Annotated in this window: 16 protein-coding genes; 6 read left to right on the forward strand and 10 right to left on the reverse strand. The window is 63.5% G+C overall.

What is annotated here, in order from left to right:
- Positions 1–17 precede the first annotated feature (17 nt).
- A complete protein-coding gene (locus GA0061099_RS30950; RefSeq protein ID WP_036028952.1) occupies positions 18–854 on the reverse strand; it encodes an enoyl-CoA hydratase family protein in 837 nt (278 codons plus the stop codon).
- Positions 855–895: 41 nt separating this feature from the next.
- The gene (locus GA0061099_RS30955) at positions 896–1,657 is read right to left on the reverse strand and encodes an SDR family NAD(P)-dependent oxidoreductase (RefSeq protein WP_036028951.1); all 762 of its coding nucleotides are present in this window, start codon (positions 1,655–1,657) and stop codon (positions 896–898) included.
- 212 nt (positions 1,658–1,869) lie between these two features.
- Between GA0061099_RS30955 and GA0061099_RS30960 the strand changes: the two genes are divergently transcribed.
- Genes GA0061099_RS30960 through GA0061099_RS30980 form a run of 5 tightly spaced genes read left to right on the forward strand, consistent with a single transcriptional unit; the run spans position 1,870 to position 7,603 of the window.
- Positions 1,870–2,667 (forward strand): alpha/beta fold hydrolase, encoded by a 798-nt coding sequence (locus tag GA0061099_RS30960; RefSeq protein ID WP_050996054.1) that lies wholly within the window; start codon positions 1,870–1,872, stop codon positions 2,665–2,667.
- Between the two features lie 12 nt (positions 2,668–2,679).
- The gene (locus GA0061099_RS30965; RefSeq protein ID WP_036028947.1) at positions 2,680–3,969 is read left to right on the forward strand and encodes an acyl-CoA dehydrogenase family protein; all 1,290 of its coding nucleotides are present in this window, start codon (positions 2,680–2,682) and stop codon (positions 3,967–3,969) included.
- A gap of 2 nt (positions 3,970–3,971) precedes the next feature.
- A complete protein-coding gene (locus GA0061099_RS30970; protein WP_036028946.1) occupies positions 3,972–5,507 on the forward strand; it encodes a class I adenylate-forming enzyme family protein in 1,536 nt (511 codons plus the stop codon).
- Complete coding sequence (locus GA0061099_RS30975; RefSeq protein ID WP_036028941.1) at positions 5,504–6,592, forward strand: NAD/NADP-dependent octopine/nopaline dehydrogenase family protein; 1,089 nt, start codon at positions 5,504–5,506, stop codon at positions 6,590–6,592. Before GA0061099_RS30970 ends, GA0061099_RS30975 begins: the two co-directional genes overlap by 4 nt.
- Before the next feature lie 3 nt (positions 6,593–6,595).
- Positions 6,596–7,603 carry a 3-hydroxybutyryl-CoA dehydrogenase gene (locus tag GA0061099_RS30980; protein WP_036007580.1) on the forward strand — a complete coding sequence of 336 codons (1,008 nt, stop codon included), beginning with the start codon at positions 6,596–6,598 and terminating at the stop codon, positions 7,601–7,603.
- On the opposite strand, the gene GA0061099_RS30985 is transcribed toward GA0061099_RS30980, so the two are convergent.
- The 6 genes from GA0061099_RS30985 to GA0061099_RS31010 form a co-directional block, all read right to left on the reverse strand.
- Positions 7,585–8,631: a 2,5-dihydroxypyridine 5,6-dioxygenase NicX family protein gene (locus GA0061099_RS30985; RefSeq protein WP_036028939.1), complete on the reverse strand. Its 1,047-nt coding sequence runs from the start codon at positions 8,629–8,631 to the stop codon at positions 7,585–7,587. The two genes, GA0061099_RS30980 and GA0061099_RS30985, sit on opposite strands and share 19 nt — an antisense overlap.
- Before the next feature lie 32 nt (positions 8,632–8,663).
- Positions 8,664–9,431, reverse strand: a complete 768-nt coding sequence (locus GA0061099_RS30990) for an ABC transporter permease (RefSeq protein ID WP_036028936.1) — start codon at positions 9,429–9,431, stop codon at positions 8,664–8,666.
- Complete coding sequence (locus GA0061099_RS30995) at positions 9,428–10,210, reverse strand: ABC transporter permease (RefSeq protein WP_085972375.1); 783 nt, start codon at positions 10,208–10,210, stop codon at positions 9,428–9,430. Before GA0061099_RS30995 ends, GA0061099_RS30990 begins: the two co-directional genes overlap by 4 nt.
- Complete coding sequence (locus GA0061099_RS31000; protein ID WP_050996053.1) at positions 10,210–11,055, reverse strand: ABC transporter ATP-binding protein; 846 nt, start codon at positions 11,053–11,055, stop codon at positions 10,210–10,212. Before GA0061099_RS31000 ends, GA0061099_RS30995 begins: the two co-directional genes overlap by 1 nt.
- A gap of 94 nt (positions 11,056–11,149) precedes the next feature.
- Positions 11,150–12,844 (reverse strand): dihydroxy-acid dehydratase, encoded by a 1,695-nt coding sequence (ilvD, locus tag GA0061099_RS31005; RefSeq protein WP_036028926.1) that lies wholly within the window; start codon positions 12,842–12,844, stop codon positions 11,150–11,152.
- A 74-nt stretch (positions 12,845–12,918) separates the two neighbouring features.
- Positions 12,919–13,902, reverse strand: a complete 984-nt coding sequence (locus GA0061099_RS31010) for an ABC transporter substrate-binding protein (protein ID WP_036028923.1) — start codon at positions 13,900–13,902, stop codon at positions 12,919–12,921.
- 160 nt (positions 13,903–14,062) lie between these two features.
- Between GA0061099_RS31010 and GA0061099_RS31015 the strand changes: the two genes are divergently transcribed.
- A complete protein-coding gene (locus GA0061099_RS31015; protein WP_036028920.1) occupies positions 14,063–14,971 on the forward strand; it encodes an NAD(P)-dependent oxidoreductase in 909 nt (302 codons plus the stop codon).
- 8 nt (positions 14,972–14,979) lie between these two features.
- Here the strand turns inward: GA0061099_RS31015 and GA0061099_RS31020 are convergent, their stop codons facing one another.
- Both GA0061099_RS31020 and GA0061099_RS31025 read right to left on the reverse strand, forming a co-directional pair.
- Positions 14,980–15,543: a flavin reductase family protein gene (locus tag GA0061099_RS31020; protein WP_036028918.1), complete on the reverse strand. Its 564-nt coding sequence runs from the start codon at positions 15,541–15,543 to the stop codon at positions 14,980–14,982.
- Between the two features lie 9 nt (positions 15,544–15,552).
- Positions 15,553–16,782, reverse strand: a complete 1,230-nt coding sequence (locus GA0061099_RS31025) for an acyl-CoA dehydrogenase family protein (RefSeq protein WP_036028915.1) — start codon at positions 16,780–16,782, stop codon at positions 15,553–15,555.
- Between the last annotated feature and the right edge of the window lie 61 nt (positions 16,783–16,843).

Genomic DNA, 16,843 nt, shown 5'->3' on the forward strand with positions numbered 1-16,843 from the left:
AGATAATTACGACCGGCTCAGTCGCCCCTGAAGACCGGTTTGACCTTGCTGGCGAAAGCCTCGAAGGCGCGCTCGAAATCCGCCGTTGTCATGCACAGGGCTTGAGCCACGGCCTCTGCCTCGATCGCCTCCTCGACGGACATCGCCCATTCCATAGCCAGCATCCGCTTGGTCATGGTGTTGGCGAAGGTCGGGCCTTCCGCGACCTGCTTGGCCAGAACCTGCGCCTGGGGCAGCACCTGCTCCGGGGTGACGATACGGCTGAAGAAGCCCCAGCGCTCGCCCTCTTCCGCCGTCATGAACCGGCCGGTGTAGAGCAGCTCGGAGGCGCGGGACTGCCCGATGATCCGCGGCAGGATGGCGCAAGCACCCATGTCGCAACCAGCCAGCCCCACCTTGTTGAACAGGAACGCCACCTTGGCCCCGCTCGCCGCAAGGCGCATATCAGACGCCATCGCGATGATCGCTCCGGCCCCGGCACAGATACCTTCGACCGCGGCTACGATCGGCTGCGGACAGGCCCGCATCGCCTTGACGAGGTCGCCGGTCATGCGCGTGAAGGCGGTCAGACCCTTGGTGTCCATCTTCACCAGCGGGCCGATGATCTCGAACACGTCGCCGCCGGACGAGAAATTGCCGCCGGCACCCGTCACGACGATGGACTTGACCGCGTCGTCGAAGGCGCAGGCGCGGAAGAAGTCGGTCAGTTCCCGATAGCTCTCGAACGTCAGCGGATTCTTTCGTTCGGGACGGTTGAGCGTGACCGTCGCAACGCCGTCGACCGCGGCGAGCAGGAAATGCTGCGGTGAGTAATCCGCAAGCGGCACGGTAACGGGATTGGCTGGTCTGCTCATGGGATCTCCTTGGCTTTCTTTTTCCGCGTCTGCCAGGCAGGCTAGACTTCGCCACCGGCCACTGCGATCGCCTGTCCGGTGATCGCGCTCGCGCCCTCGCCGCACAGCCAGAGAACCGCGTCTGCGACCTCCTGGGGGGTGACCAGGCGCCCTTGCGGATTGTGCTTCGCAAGCTCGGCGATCGCCTGCTCCCGCGTTCGGCCGGTCTTCTTCATGATGTTGTCGATGCTGCCGGCAACGAGATCGGTGTCGGTGAAGCCGGGACACACCGCATTCACGGTGACGTTGCTTCCAGCCATCTCGAGGGCAAGGGAACGCACGAGGCCGATCACGGCGTGTTTGGCCGCTGCATACGCGCTGACATAGGCGTAGCCCTTGAGGCCTGCGGTGGACGCTACCGCGACGATGCGCCCGTAGGGACGATCCTTCATGCCCGGCAGCACGGCCTGGACGGCATGCACGACGCCCATGAAATTGACATCCATCATCCGGCTGAAGAGCGCACTGTCCGATTTCGCGAACGGCGCCGATTCAGCGCTGCCCGCATTGGCAATCAGGATGTCGATCGGCTTGCGCGCACTTGCCCCGGCGATCGCGGCTTTCAGAGACGCTTCGTCCGAGACATCAGCGACAGCCGTAAAGTGCGCGGCGCCTGCATTGACCGCCTCGTCGAGAACCGCCGCGTTCCGGCCAAGCACGGTCACGGTCGCACCGGCGCCGACGAGAGCGGACGCGATCGCGCGGCCGATGCCGCGCCCGCCACCGGTGACCAGCGCGTGCGGCGAATGCGGCAATCCGGACATGCGCTGGCTCCCTCGGATCTCGTGACCAGTGTTCGATATATTTTAACCTTCAAGTTTTTGCAACGAAAGCGGCGCTCGACCGGCCAGCGCCGCCGCGCGGGAGACGGCCCGAAAATTGCTTTAAGTATAAAATTATCGCTTTCCATCTCCGAAAGGCCTGTTAGCATCGAAGGGGCCCAGCAGAAGGATGTCGCGTGTCGCAGCCTGTGCCAATGATAACAAAGGACGGACGCTTCGCCTATGAAGCCGCGGGCGATCCGGACGCGATACCGCTGATCTTCCTGCACGGCATCGGCGGCGCGGCGCGGGCCTGGCGGCGGCAGCTTGCGACATTTGGCGACCTCTTCCGCGCGATCGCATGGGACATGCCCGGTTATGGAGGATCGGCGCCGCTTGCGAGCGTCAGTATCGCTGCCCTGGCGGAGGCGCTCCAGCAGTTCATCGAGCAACTCGGCGTCAGCAGACCTGTTCTGGTCGGCCATTCCATCGGCGGCATGATCGTTCAGAAGTGGCTGGTTCAATCCCCCAAGCTGGCACGCGCAGTCGTGCTGGCGCAGACCAGCCCTGCGTTCGGAAAGGCGGACGGCGACTGGCAGAAATCATTCATCGCAGCGCGACTGGGACCGCTTGATCGCGGGGAGACGATGAAGTCGCTGGCCCCCTCCCTGGTGAAGGAGCTCGTCGGCGACGATCCCGACCCGAACGGGATGGAGGTTGCCCGCGAATGCATGGGGAGCGTGCCCGAAGCGAGCTATCGCGCCATGATGCTGGCTCTCATCGGCTTCGATCAACGCAGCACGCTCGGAAATATCTCCGTTCCCACGCTGTTGCTGTCCGGCTCAAAGGACAACAACGCGCCCGCGCCGATGATGGCAAAGACGGCGACCTATATCCCGGGGGCCGAATATGTCGAGCTGCCTGGCGTCGGCCATCTCGCCAATCTCGAACGCCCCGAGGCCTTCGACGAAGCTCTCGGCCGGTTCCTGAACTCTCTCGCGACCAAAGCCTAAGGTAATTGCGCGATGACCATGCAAGTCAGCAAGACGATTGGCGCGACCAACAAGGTCGCGCTGGATGCGCCGATCTTCGATCCTGTCGCATTCAGCCTGAGCGACGAGCAGGCCGGCATCATCACCCGCGCGAGAGAGATCGGCCAGACCGTCTTTGCCGGTCGCGCCGCCACTTACGATCGCGAGGCGACCTTCCCGACCGAAAATTACTGCGATTTGCATCGCGTCGGCCTGCTCGGCATTGCCGTGCCAAAGAAGCACGGCGGCCTCGGCGCGAATTACCAGACCTATGCCCTGGCGGCGGCCGAGATCGGCCGCTATTGCGGCGCCACCGCGCTGACCTGGAACATGCATGTCTGCTCGACCCTGTGGTCGGGTCCGCTCGCCGACGATCTGGACATGGACGCGGACACCCGTGCCGAGCACGAGCGGCGGCGCGCGGTGCACTACAAGCGCATCGTCGAGGATGGAGCGATCTACTCGCAGCCCTTTTCCGAAGGTGGAGCTGCCGCTGCCGGCGGGGTCGCATTCGGCACTGAAGCAAGGCCGGTTAAAGGGGGCTGGATCGTCAACGGCAAGAAGATCTTTGCCTCGCTTTCGGGCCACGCCGACTATTACGGCGTGCTTTGCACCGAGATGGAGCAAGGCGAGAAGGCGTCGCGCCGCAACACGCTTTACCTGGCGATATCAGCCAAATCAGAAGGCGTCTCGGTCGTCGGCGACTGGGACCCGCTGGGCATGCGCGGCACGGTTTCGCGGACGCTGCTGTTCAAGGATGTGTTCGTTCCGGAAGATTCGGCGCTGATGCCGCGCGGCGTGTATTTCCAGGCAGCTCAGCGCTGGCCGCACATGTTCCTGACGCTGTCGCCGACCTATATGGGCCTGGCGCAAGCCGCCTACGACTTCACCGTGCGTTACTTGCGCGGCGAGGTCCCGGGCATGCCGTCGGTCAAGCGGCGGATGTACCCGACCAAGCAGATCGCGGTGGCGCAGATGCAGATCAAGCTGGAGCAGATCAAGGCAATCTGGTTCCAGGCCGTGACCGAGGCGCGCGCCAATCCGAGCAAGGAGCAGGTGCTGCGCGCCTACGCCGCGCAATATTCGGTGATGGAGGGCGCCAATGAGCTCGCCACGCTCGCGATCCGCACCTGCGGCGGTCAGGCCATGCTTCGCTCGCTGCCGCTGGAGCGAATCTATCGTGACAGCCGCTGCGGCTCGCTGATGCTGCCCTGGACCGCCGAGCTCTGCCTCGACCGGATCGGGCGCGAAGCGCTGTACGAGGCCGGTGAAACGGACGACTGACCGTGGACCTCTGTAGCCTGATCGACCGCAACGCGGCGTTCGCGCCAGACAAGACGGCCATTGCCTTCGAAGGGACGCGGCTGAGTTATGCGGCATTCGCCGCACGGATCGAACGGACCGCGACTGCCTTGAAGGGGGAGCTCGGCGTCGGCCGCGGCGATCGCGTCGCGATTCTAAGCCTGAACAGGCCGGATTATCTGGTTCTGCTTTACGCCTGTGCGCGGCTCGGCGCGATGCTGGTGCCGCTGAACTGGCGACTGGCCGTCGCCGAGCAGCTGTTCATTCTCGGCGATGCCGGCACCAAGGTCCTGGTGCTCGAGCAGGCGTTTTCCGGCGTGCTTGCCGAGCTGGGACAGACCGCGGCAGGGACATCCGTCGTCGGCCTCGACTTCACGCCACCTCGCGGCACGACATTCGAAGATTTGCTGGCCCGCGGTGACGGCACGAGCCGAAATCCACATACCGACCTCTCCTGCCCGCTGCTCATCGTCTACACGTCGGGCACGACGGGACGGCCAAAGGGCGCGGTGCTGCGCCAGGAGGCGCTGTTCTGGAACGGCGTCATGAGCCAGCACATGCACAACATGACATCCGACGACCACGTGCTGACCGTGCTGCCGTTCTTTCACGTCGGTGGCCTCAACATCCAGACTACGCCGGCGTTGCAGCTGGGCGCGACCGTCACGGTCCATGCGCGCTTCACGCCGGATGCCGCGCTTGCGGCCATTGAAGGGGAACGGCCGACACTCACGGTGATGGTTCCTGCGATCCTTCAGGCGGTGAGTGAGCATCCCGCCTGGGCGACCGCTGATCTTTCCTCACTCAAGGCCGTCGCCACCGGCTCGACCATCGTACCGCCGCACCTGATCGAGCGCTTCGTCGCGCGCGACGTCCCGGTGCTTCAGGTCTATGGCTCGACCGAAACCTGCCCGATCGCCGTCTACACGCGGCTTGGCGGCGATCTTTCGCGCGCGGGATCGACCGGCCTTGCCGGCCTGTGCTGCGAGGCAAAGGTGATCGACCAGGCCGGCGAAGAACTGCCCGCGGGCACGCCGGGCGAAATCGCGGTGCGCGGTCCCAACGTGTTCTTCGAATATTGGGGAAACGACGCCGCAACGCGCGAGGCGCTGCAGGATGGCTGGTATCGCACCGGTGATATCGGCCTGTGCGATGCCGAAGGCTATTTCTGGGTCCGCGACCGAAAGAAGAACATGATCATTTCAGGCGGAGAAAACGTCTACCCGGCCGAGGTCGAGCGCGTCCTGCTCGAACACCCCGACGTCAGCGAATGCGCCGTGATCGGCCGGCCGGACCCGCGCTGGGACGAGGTGCCGGTCGCCTATGTCATTGCGAGATCCGGCTGCCGGCTCGAGGCGGACGAATTGAGGGCGCATCTTCAGGCGCAACTCGCGCGCTACAAAATTCCGCGCGAGATCGTCTTCGTCAACGACCTGCCGCGGACGGCGCTGGGCAAGGTCCAGCATTTCCTGCTGAAGCAGCTTGATGCGCAGTCACGGGCGCAAGGAGAAGCATCTTGAAGATCGCAGTTCTGGGTGGGGGAAACGGCTCTTTCGCGGCCGCGGGCGATTTTGCGCTGTCGGGGCACGAGGTGCGGCTCTGGCGCCGCGATGCCGATCAGGTCGCAGCGCATCGCGCCGCCGACTCGCGCATCCTGGTCAAGGATCACAACGGCCGTCATGACGTGAAGCTGGCGCTGGTCACGACCGACATCGCGGACGCCGTCGAAGGCACGGAGCTGATCCTGTGCCCCGCGCCCGCCTTCGCGCAATCAAATATCGCTCGCCTGCTCGCGCCGCATTTGCGAGACGGTCAGGTCGTCTTTCTGCCGCCAGCGACGTTCGGCTCGATGATCTTCGCCCAGGCGGCCCGAGATGCCGGCAACAATGCCAAGGCCGGCTTTGCCGAAACGGGCACGCTTCCGTGGCTGACCCGCAAGCACGGACCGTTCGAGGTCGCGATCACCATCCGCGCCAAGCGGCTCCCGGTCGGCGTGTTCCCGCTCGAGCAGGCGCCCCACGCCCTCGCAGTGATCGGGCGCGCTTTCCCAGACGCGATCGAGACATGCGGAGACGCGCTGTCGGGCGCCCTGATGAACGCAGGTCCGATCATTCACCCGCCGTTGATCGTGATGAACGCAGGGCCGATCGAACATTTCGAGCGCTGGGACATTCACAAGGAAGGTACGCAAGCCGCGATCCGCCGGGTCACTGACGCGCTCGACGCAGAACGCATCGCAGTGCGCGAGGCACTCGGCTACGGCGCGCCACATTTCCCGCTGGCTCATCACTACGCGAGGGAAGGCGAGATCTGGATGTATGGCCGCGGCTCGCACGACCGACTGACCGATTCCGGTGATTGGCGCGAGCGGATCGTGCTGACAGAGCACCGTTACATGCGCGAGGATCTGCGGCTTGGGCTGTCGCTGCTGGTGTCCGTCGCGGGCCTCGCTGGCGTGGACACACCGCTGGCCAAAGCGTTTCTGTCAATCGGCGGCGCGGTCTGCGGCGAAGATTTTGCGCGAAGTGGCCGAACGCTCCAGACGCTGGGACTCGGCGAGCTCAGCAAGGCTGAATTGCAGACGCTGCTCCGCAATGGATTCTGATCAATGACCAGTCGCATCAATATCGCCTGTCTCGGCGCTGGCCGCATGGGCCGGGGCATTGCCGTTGCCTTCGCGTATGCAGGGCACAGGGTCACGATGATCGATATCAAGGCGCGTTCCGCGGAGGACTTCACCAAGCTGGAAACGGACGCGCTTGGCGAAGTCAGGAAGACCTTCGCCAGCCTGTCAAAACTGGGGCTGCTGACCGACGCGGATGTCGATCCGCTGATCGCGCGGGTCTCGGTGGTGCCGGCGAGCCGGAGCGGCGCAGCGTTGGCCGAAGCCGGAATGATCTTCGAAGGCGTTCCTGAGGTGGTCGAGCTCAAGCGCGAGGTGCTGGGGGCGGCGGCAAAGCAGGTCGGCCCTGAAACGATCATCGCGTCGACGACCTCGACCATCCTCGTCGACGATCTCTCGGGCGCGATCGTGAACCCGCGCCGCTTTCTAAACGTGCACTGGCTCAACCCGGCCTATCTCATCCCGCTGGTCGAGGTTTCGCCCGGCAAGGCGACAGACCCGGCCGTCATCGACGAGGTCAAGACGCTGCTCGAAGGCATCGGGAAGGTGCCGGTGGTCTGCGCCGCCACACCGGGTTTCATCGTCCCGCGCATCCAGGCGCTGGCAATGAACGAGGCCGCGCGCATGGTCGAGGAGGGCGTCGCCAGCGCCGAAGAGATCGACAAGGCGATCCGTTACGGCTTCGGCTTCCGCTATGCCGTGCTCGGGCTGCTCGAATTCATCGATTGGGGCGGCGGCGATATCCTATACTACGCCAGCCGTTACCTCGAAGGCGCGCTTGGTAGCGACCGCTATCGCGCGCCGGAGGTCATTTCCCGCAACATGCATGAAGGCCGGATCGGCCTGCGCACGGGCGCCGGCTTCCTGGATTACTCCGGGATGGACGTCGATGCTTATCGCGTGAAGCGGTTGCAGGCCATGGTCGACCTGCTCCGGCACTTCGACCTCGCCCGGCCGCCCGTGCTCGATCGCGGCTACCCGAAGACGTCCTGAAGCACGCCTTCGCGGACGACCGCAACGCCGTCGAGCTCGATCGTCGTTCCCATCATCGGCAGGTCGAAATGTCCGGCCGTGTAGCGTCCTGCAAATTCATTCGCACCGGTCGAGAACAGGAAATTGCCGGAAACGGCCCGAATCTCTGTGCCGTTGGTGTCGCGCTGGTCATACATGGATAGTGCCTCATAGCGCGCACCGGGATTCATGCCGAAGCCGACATGCGACACGGCATAGGCTTCGCGATCGCCCCAGGCGGCCAGATAAGCGCGCATCATCGCGGCATCCGTGCCCTCGCCTTCGAGTTCCACGACATAGTCGTCCTTCAGAGTCATCTTCACTGGCGAGGTCAGGTAGCGCTTGAAGGTCAGGTTGATGTCGCCGGGCGCCATCACCAGGGTGCCGTTGATGGTCCCGCTCTTGGGAAAGCTGACGACGATGCCGCCGGGCCAATGCGCGAGCGTGCCGGGCTTGTCGGTCCAGCCCCACACACCGACCGTCGACGCTCCGACCATATCGACATCGAGCGCCGTGCCGGCCTTCGAGGAGACACGCATGCGCTTCGTTCCGCGCAGCATTTTGGCCGCCGCACGAACACGCTTTTCGAGCGCGGAATCCGGCACCATGCGCTCCAGCGCTTCGGGATGCTCGTTGGAGATCACCAGGATCCGCGCGCCGGCTTTGAGAATCTCCGGCGTCTCCACCGCATGCATCAGTCCTTCGATGGTGCAATCCACGACGAAGCCGGCCTGCTGAAGCGCCGTGATCACTGGACCAAGCTTTTGGATCGCCTCGCTCGCCCCGGTGGAGCGGACCGGAACGATATGCCGGTTACGTGGCGTCGGCATCACCACATGAAACGGCCGCGCGCCCATCCGCAGCAGGGCCAGCTCCGCGAGATGGACGTTCAACGCGCGTGACTGGGTCTCCGACAGGATCGCCGCGGTATCGCCGGCCTTGACGGCGCATCGCTCAAAGATCTCGCAAAACGCATCGATCCATTTTGCCTCGATACGATCAGCCAGCATGGTTCTCTCCCGGTCTTCAGGATTCTTGTTAGTTACGCTTCGGGGAAGCCCCGGAGCAAGTACGAGCGCACGGCTCCCAGCAGGCCGTTCAAGATCAAGCCCAGCAGCGAGATCGTGATCAGCGGCACGAACATGTCCACGGCCTGGAAGGTTCTGGCCGCAGTCACGAGCGCGTGCCCCAGTCCGTCGGTCGACGTGATCATCTCGGCCAGAAACACGACGATGCAGGAAATGACAAGGCCAATCCGGCACCCGGTCAGGATCGACGGCATCGCTGCCGGCAGCACTACCTTGAAGAGAATCTCGTAGCGTGACGATCCCGCAGCCATAGCCGACCAGACCAGCTTCTGCTCGACGGTCGAGGCACCGTAATAGGTCGACAGCAGGATCGGGAAAAGAGCGTCGGCAGCCACTAATGTGATCTTCGATCCGTGGCCAAATCCGAGCAGCAGCAGCAAGGCCGGATAGAGCGCGACCTTGGGCAAAGGCGCCAATACGCGCACGATGGGCCGAACCACGGCGTTGATCGCCGGATTGGCGGCGGCGGCAATGCCGATGCTGACACCGAGCACGACAGCAATCGCGAAGCCGGCAAACAGCCTGATCAGGGTCGCCGCGATCTCGTGCTGGAACGTCGAGGTTACGAGTTGCTGGAGCAGCCGGCCGAAGACGTAGCCAGGCGGCGGCAGCAGAACTGCCGGCGCGAAGCCGAAAGACACCAAGCCTTGCCACAGCGCGATCACCAGTGCGATCGGAGCAATTCCAAGAACGAAATTAAGGGCGAGAAGCCGCGACATCATGAGAAGCTCAGCGGCATGTCGAACTGCGGCTCGGACCAGCGCACGAGCCTAGCACGAACCTTCTCGAAAATCGCGTCGAGGCAGATTCCCATCGCTCCAACGATGATGATCATCGCAAAGACGGTTTCGTATTGGCCCATGTCGAGCGCGTTGAACAGGATGTTTCCGGCGCCGGACTGACGGGCAATCATCTCACTGGTGATCATCGTGATCAGCGCCAACACCAATCCTGTACGACACCCCGTCAGAATTTCCGGCAGCGCCGCCGGCAGCACGATACGCACCAGGCGTTGCACCGGCGAGAGCCCCATCGCAGCGCCCGACCACAGCATCTTCTCTTCGACCGCCTTGGCGCCTTCGAAGCTGTGATAAATCACGGGCAGGCTGACGCCGAGGAAGATCACGAGCGTCTTCGTGATGTCGCCGACACCGAGCCAGAGCATGATGATCGGCATCAAGGCCGCCTTCGGCACCGGATAGATCACCATCAGCAGCGGATTGAAGAAGGCAGCAATCGCGGCGCTACGTCCCATCAACAGGCCAAGCGGAATCGACACGAGCACGGCCGCGCCAAATCCCATCGCCATGCGCCGGAGCGAGGCCAGAATATTGATCAGGGATTCCCTGTCGCCAAGGATGTCCGGAATCGCTCTCATCGCTCCAATCGCGGTCGGAAAGCTGTCATTCTTCAGCGCCAGTGACGCGACCTGCCACACCACCAGCAATCCGATGCAGGCGAGCACCGGGGCAGCGCGCTTGGTCATGCCGGCCGCCGACATCACGCGGGCGCTCCGGCTTCGTCGCTCTCGTCGAACATGCGCTCGATGTCGACGACGTACTTCTGGTAACGCGGATCGAGCAACAGCTCGTTGCGGCGGCGCGGCCGCGGCAGGTCGATGTCGATGACCTGCCGGATTCGCCCGGGCGATTTCGACATCATGACGACCTTGTCCGAGAGGAAGACGGCTTCGTCGACCGAATGGGTGACGAAAAGCACCGTCTTGCGGTCACGCTCCCAGATGTTCAGAAGATCGTTCTGCAGGCGCGTCCTCGTGTGCGCGTCGAGTGCCCCGAACGGCTCGTCCATCAGCAACACTTCGGGATGGTAGGCAAGCGTCCGCGCCAGCGCCACGCGCTGCTTCATGCCGCCCGACAGCTCCTTGGGATAGAAGTTCTCGTAGCCCTTGAGGCCGACCATCTCGATCAGGGCCCGGCTCTGCGCTTCGGCCTCGGTGCCGCGAATTCCTTGCTGACGCGGCCCATACATCACGTTGCCGAGCACAGTCTTCCAGGGAAAGAGCGCAAATTCCTGGAATACCGGTCCGCGATCCGGACCGGGCCCCGTGATCGCCTGTCCCTTCATCTTCGCCGCGCCGCTGGTTGGACTGACGAAGCCGCCGACAATGTAGAGCAGTGTCGACTTGCCGCAGCCGGACGGACCAAGGATGGAGACGAAAGCTCCTTCCTCGATCGTCAGCGAAATGTCCGAAAGCGCAACGTGATTCTTGCGTGCCGAGGTTTTAAAGACCTGCGACACGCGGTCGATCTCGATGATTGCGGAAGCCGGGTCTTGTTGCGTCACCGGTCTCACCCATTCGCTCGATCTCGCAGATACTACCGTCATCCCGCCTTCCGTCCCACTCGCACGAGGATTCAGCGGCATCAGCTTAGCAAGAAGCCTGCCAGACAGGCTGTCACTTTCGCGCCCGTGCGGTGCGTCATTCGAACCACGGCCATTCTGCCGGGCCTTCATGCGTCACGGCTCCGCCCGGCGCCTGCCCAACCAGCCGCGCATATTTTGCCAGCGCACCTGCGCGGTGGCGAGGCGGGCGCGGCTTCCAATCGCGTCGCCGTGCGGCAAGCTCCTGTTCCTCGAGCAGGACATCCATCCGTCGATTTGCGGCATCAATCCGGATTCTGTCACCATTCCGGACGAGCGCCAGCGGACCGCCAACAAATGCCTCGGGGGACACGTAGCCGATGCACATCCCGCGGGTCGCGCCGGAGAACCGGCCATCGGTGATCAGCGCCACTTTTTCACCCATGCCCTGCCCGTAGATCAGTGCGGTGACGCCAAGCATCTCACGCATGCCAGGTCCGCCGACTGGCCCTTCATTGCGGATCACGAGAACCTCGCCCGCCTTGTAACTGCGGTCACGAACGGCTGCGACGCAGGCTTCTTCATCCTCGAAAACACGCGCGACGCCTTCGAAGAATTGGCTCTTCAAGCCCGCCACCTTGATCACCGCCCCATCGGGACAGAGGTTACCCTTCAGCACCGCGACACCACCGTCAGGCATGATCGGCGCGCGAGCCGTGTACACAACCTCTCCGTCGGGTGCGTTGGCCACACCGTACTCTTCGGCAAGTGTGCGGCCGGTGATCGACAAGCAGCCGCCATCGATATGACCGCTCTGGATCAGCTCGCGAATGATGACCGCAGCGCCGCCGATATCGTAGACATCCTTCGCCGTATACTTGCCTCCGGGGCGCAGATTGCCGATCAACGGCGTCCTGGCAAAGACCTCCCCCACGTCATCGATGCTGAATGCAATTCCGGCCTCATTCGCGATCGCCGGCAGGTGCAGCGCGGCGTTGGTCGAGCCGCCCGTCGCTGCCACGATCGCCGCTCCGTTCTCCAGGGATTTCCGCGTCACGATGTCGCGCGGCAGCGGCCCGCCGTGGTTCAGCATCTCCATGATCAGTCGGCCGGCGCGTCGCGAAATCTGCGCACGCTCGGAATAGACACCGGGCACCATCGAGACGTTGGGAATGGTCAGCCCCATCGCCTCCGATACCATGCCCATGGTATTCGCGGTGAACTGGCCGGCGCACGCACCGATCGTCGGCAGGCAGGCGCGCTCGATGCGCTCGAGCGTGGCGCCGTCGATCTCGCCAGTCATGAAGCTGCCGACAGCCTCATAGGAATCGAGCACCGTCAGCGTACGTCCATCCACGCGCCCGGGCAGCGAGCTGCCGCCATAGATGAAGATGGATGGCACGTTGCAGCGGACCATTCCCATCATCACGCCAGGAAGGGTCTTGTCGCACCCGCCGTATCCGATCAGCGCATCGTAGGCCAACCCATGGACCACGGCTTCGATCGAGTCGGCAATCAGCTCACGCGAGAACAGGGAGAACTTCATCCCCTCATGATTCATGCTGATGCCGTCGGACACCGAAACAGTCGAGAACTCACGCGGTGTACCGCCGGCCTCCTCGATCCCGGTCTTGGCTGCAGCTACCTGGAAGTCGTGGGTCATGTTGCAGGGCGTCTGCTCACCCTTCATGCTGACGATGCCCACCATCGGCTTCGCAATCGCAGCGTCGTCGAGCCCCATGGCGCGCATGAATGCACGATGCGGCGCTCGGTCGAGGCCGTCTGTGGTGACTCGGGATCGCAACTTCTTCATATATGCATCTTCTTCGTGCAGCGTCCCGGATGATCCGGAACGCTACGATGTTAGTTCGGTAATTCGTCCCGCTTCTATTGCAGCGGCGCGACGATCGACGGATGCTTGAACTGTGCGACATCCAGCTTCGGCAGCATTCCTGTTTCTGCATAGATATCCAGCATCTTCTGGATCGCCGGGAAGTTCGGCGCAGCACCCGGATCGCGGCCGAAATCATTGTCCTTGAGCAAGTAGGTCTCAAGCACCGGGATGGGGGCTTTCAGCACTTCATTGACGACCTTGAGAGTCTCCTCGCGGTTCGCGAGTGCCTTCTTCATGCCCGAGGTAATATCGCGGACATAGGCCTTGACCAACTCAGGGTTCTTGTCGACGAAATCGGCACGGCAGGCTTCCAGGATGTGCACGATGTTCGGCATGGCCTGGGAGAGCGAGAACAGCTTCCTTGTGCCGCCCTTTGCCTCCGCGCGCGCAGCAAACGGCTGGTTCATATTGACCGCGTCAACGCGGCCTTGGCGCAGCGCGTCCTCGGAGACGGCAAAGCCAACCTCGACCAGCTTTATGTCCTTGGCCGGATCGACGCCATTCTGCTTCAAGAGCAGATTGAACGGCCCTTGCGTACCGCCACCGATCACGGAAATGCCGACGGTCTTGCCCTTGAGATCCGCGATTGTCTTGATGGGCGAGTCATCCTTGACGGCCCAGTAGACCGAGAAGCCGCCGGGCATCTCGAAAACATGCTGCGCGACGATATAGGCCTTGAGATTGCCGCCGACGACCCCATTGGAGAGGGAGAGCGGCGCCTGCGTCGCGCAGTCCAGCGCACCTGCCGCCAGGGCCTGCGTCATCGGCGCGGTGCCCTGGAATTGGGTCCATTCGATGTTGTAGGTCTTGCCGAGATTGGGAAACTCTGCCGGCCTGCGCATCATCCAGTACTTGGACTCCTCCGCAGGGATGGTCCAGCCGACGCGGATCGTGTGCTGCCCCCATGACGGGCTTGCGCCCGCGCTCACGGCGGCTGCCGCCCCCAAAGCCAGGATCCACTTCGAAACGGTTCGCATCGTGCCACTCCGCTGCTCCGGCGCCGACTGGCGCCCCCAACCCGACCGCCTCAAATGTTTCATGGTTCAAACAATCAGGCAAGCCATGCGAGGTGGGCGGTCTTGCCGGCAGATGGGCAATGTATGGTAAAGCGGCGTCTACGACAGAAGGAGGCAACCTGTGGCTGACGACAGCAAGAACCGCATCGAGAAGCTCGGCTATCTCGGCCTCGGACTCATGGGAACTCCGATGACCCGACGCCTGCTGAAGGCCGGCTATCAGGTCGCTGTCTGGAATCGCTCGGAGGGCAAGGTGGCGCCGCTCGTCGAGGCTGGTGCCAAGCACGTGGTCACGCCGCGTGATCTCCTGGCGAGCTCGGATATCGTCTTTATGTGCGTAACGGATGCGGCGGCGGTGGACGAGGTGATCTTCGGACCCGAAGGTCTGGCAGCGGCCCCTGGCGCGGGCAAGCTTGTGGTCGACTTCTCGTCAATTCATCCCGACGCGGCGCGCGACCTCGCAACGCGATTGAAAGACGCGAACGGGGCGGGCTGGATCGATGCGCCGGTGTCCGGGGGCACGAAGGGCGCCGAGGAAGGAACGCTCGCCATCATGGCGGGCGGCGAAGCTGGCGACATCGAGAGGGTGCGGCCCTATGTGCTGGCCATGGCGCGCAGGTTCACGCATATGGGCCCGCTCGGCGCCGGCCAGACCACAAAGCTGTGCAACCAGGTGATCGTCGGATGCGCAATGGCCGTGCTCGCGGAAGCAACCCGCCTTGCCGTGAACGCCGGAATTGACGCCAACCGATTGCCCGAGGCACTCGCCGGCGGATTTGCGGATTCCATCCCGCTCCAGCTGTTCGTGCCGCGAATGGTCAACGGCATTCACACCCCGCCGCTCGGCCACATCGCCACGATGCTCAAGGACCTCGATACGGTGGCCGACGTTGCACAGGCGACTTCGACGCCAGTGCCGATGGCCGCGCTTGCCGGGCAGCTGTTCAGGCTGGCGAAGGCCGCGCGAGGTGCGGACGCGGACGCGCTGGAGATTTACAAGCTTTCGGCGGCAGAGCGCAAAGCAGTATAGGGGGCGCGTTACGGCACGTTCTTGCGCTCATCGTCGGCCATGAAGCGACCGAACGCCCCTCGCGCAAAGAGCAGCGGCTCCTTCGCATTGTAGGTATATGCCTCGACCGCGCCGAGAAAGATCACGTGGTCACCGCCATAATAGCGATTCACGGAGCGGCATTGAAAGTTGGCGACGCTCTCGGCTAGCACTGGCGCGTTGCCGAGGCCAGGGGTCCAGTCGACGCCTGTGAACTTGTCGTCCGACGATTTTGCGAATTTGTTTGCGAGCGCCTGCTGCGAAGCGCCGAGAACGTTGACGCTGAAATGGCTGGCGTTCTGGAAGACGGTCAGGCTCGAGGAATAGACGACGAGGCTCCACAGAACCAGCGGGGGATTCAGCGAGACCGAAGCGAAGGAATTGCATGTCAGCCCGTACGGCCTGCCGTCGGGCGCTGCCGCTGTGATGATCGTCACGCCCGTTGCATACGTCCCGAGCGCGTTGCGAAAGTCGCGAGGATCGATCTGGGAGCTGTCGCTCGCGAACTCATTGGCGGGATCCGGAGCGCGAGGCTGCTTCGGCAGGTCATTCATAGGCCGACCTCACAGCGTGAGATTCTCGGAGGGCAGGCCGAGGGCCACCCGTCCGTAGTTGGTCCCGGCCGCATCGAAGTTGAACGCGAGATGTGAGTTGATCGCGTGCGCATCGCGGAACTGCCGCTGCAACACGCCGCTCGTGAACAGCCCGCGCGCGCCGCTCGCGGCAAACAGCATCGAGACCGCGTCCGTGCACAAGTTCACGGAAAAGGATCCGTCGCGGCGATATCTGGTCTTGGTCGCCATGTCAGGAATATGGCCGCGCCGTGCGGCTTCCATGGCATCGAGACAGGCCGACCGCATGATCAGGCGCGCAGCGTCGATCTTGGCCGAGGCCTCCGCGATCTTGATCTGCGTGCTTTGAAAATCGCTCAGCTTGGCGCGGTTGTACGTCGAAATACGATGACGCGCGACCTCCGTATAGTCGTCGAGGCACGCCTGTGCATTCCCCAGCGCGACACCGGAGAGGACGTAAGGAAATAGCGAGAAGACAGGCAGCGTGTACAGAGGATTCGGATTGACCGCGCTTCCCGGCGTGGGGCCACCCGAGAGGTTCCCTACGGCGACCGTCATATGGTCAGCCACGAAGGCATCCCGGACCTCGACGTCGCACGACCCCGTCCCGCGCAATCCGGCGACGTTCCAAGTGTCCAGCACCTTGTAATCGCCGCTCGGCAGCAGAAAGATTCGATACTCGATGCCGTCGGCATCGTCGTCGGAATAGACCACGCTCGCAAGCATATTCCATTCGCAGGAGGCAACGCCCGAGGAGAATGGCCAACTGCCATGCAACTGGTATCCGCCCTTGACCCGCGTGGCGCGTCCGGCGGGGAAAATGAACGAGGACGCGATCAAAGTATCCGGATTGCGGCCCCAGACCAGATCCTGCGCGCGTCGCTCGAACATGCCGAGCATCCAGTGATGGCTCGCCAGATTGGCGAGATTCCAGGCAACCGACGCATCCGCCTGCCCGAGCAGCTCAGCGCAATCGACGAGGGCGACATAGTCGAGCTCAGCGCCACCAATCCGAGCCGGCTGCAGCATCCGGAACAGGCCGGCCTCATGAAGATCCGTCTCGGTTTCCGAGGGCAGATGCCGCAGCTCCTCCGTCCTTGCCGCCCGCTCACGCAGTTGCGGAAGAAGGCTCCGGGCCTTCGCGATCATGGCCGCATAGACCTCACCGCCGGCTTGCAGGCCAGCGGGCTGGGTCTTGCTCGGCTCCTGGCCAGGCGCCATTCGTGTCCCTCGCTTTCGTACATTTATGCGGCGGGACCTTCGCCAAATCAAGCCGAGCCAG

The sequence above is a fragment of the Bradyrhizobium yuanmingense genome (assembly GCF_900094575.1).
GTDB classification, from domain to species: Bacteria; Pseudomonadota; Alphaproteobacteria; order Rhizobiales; family Xanthobacteraceae; genus Bradyrhizobium; species Bradyrhizobium yuanmingense.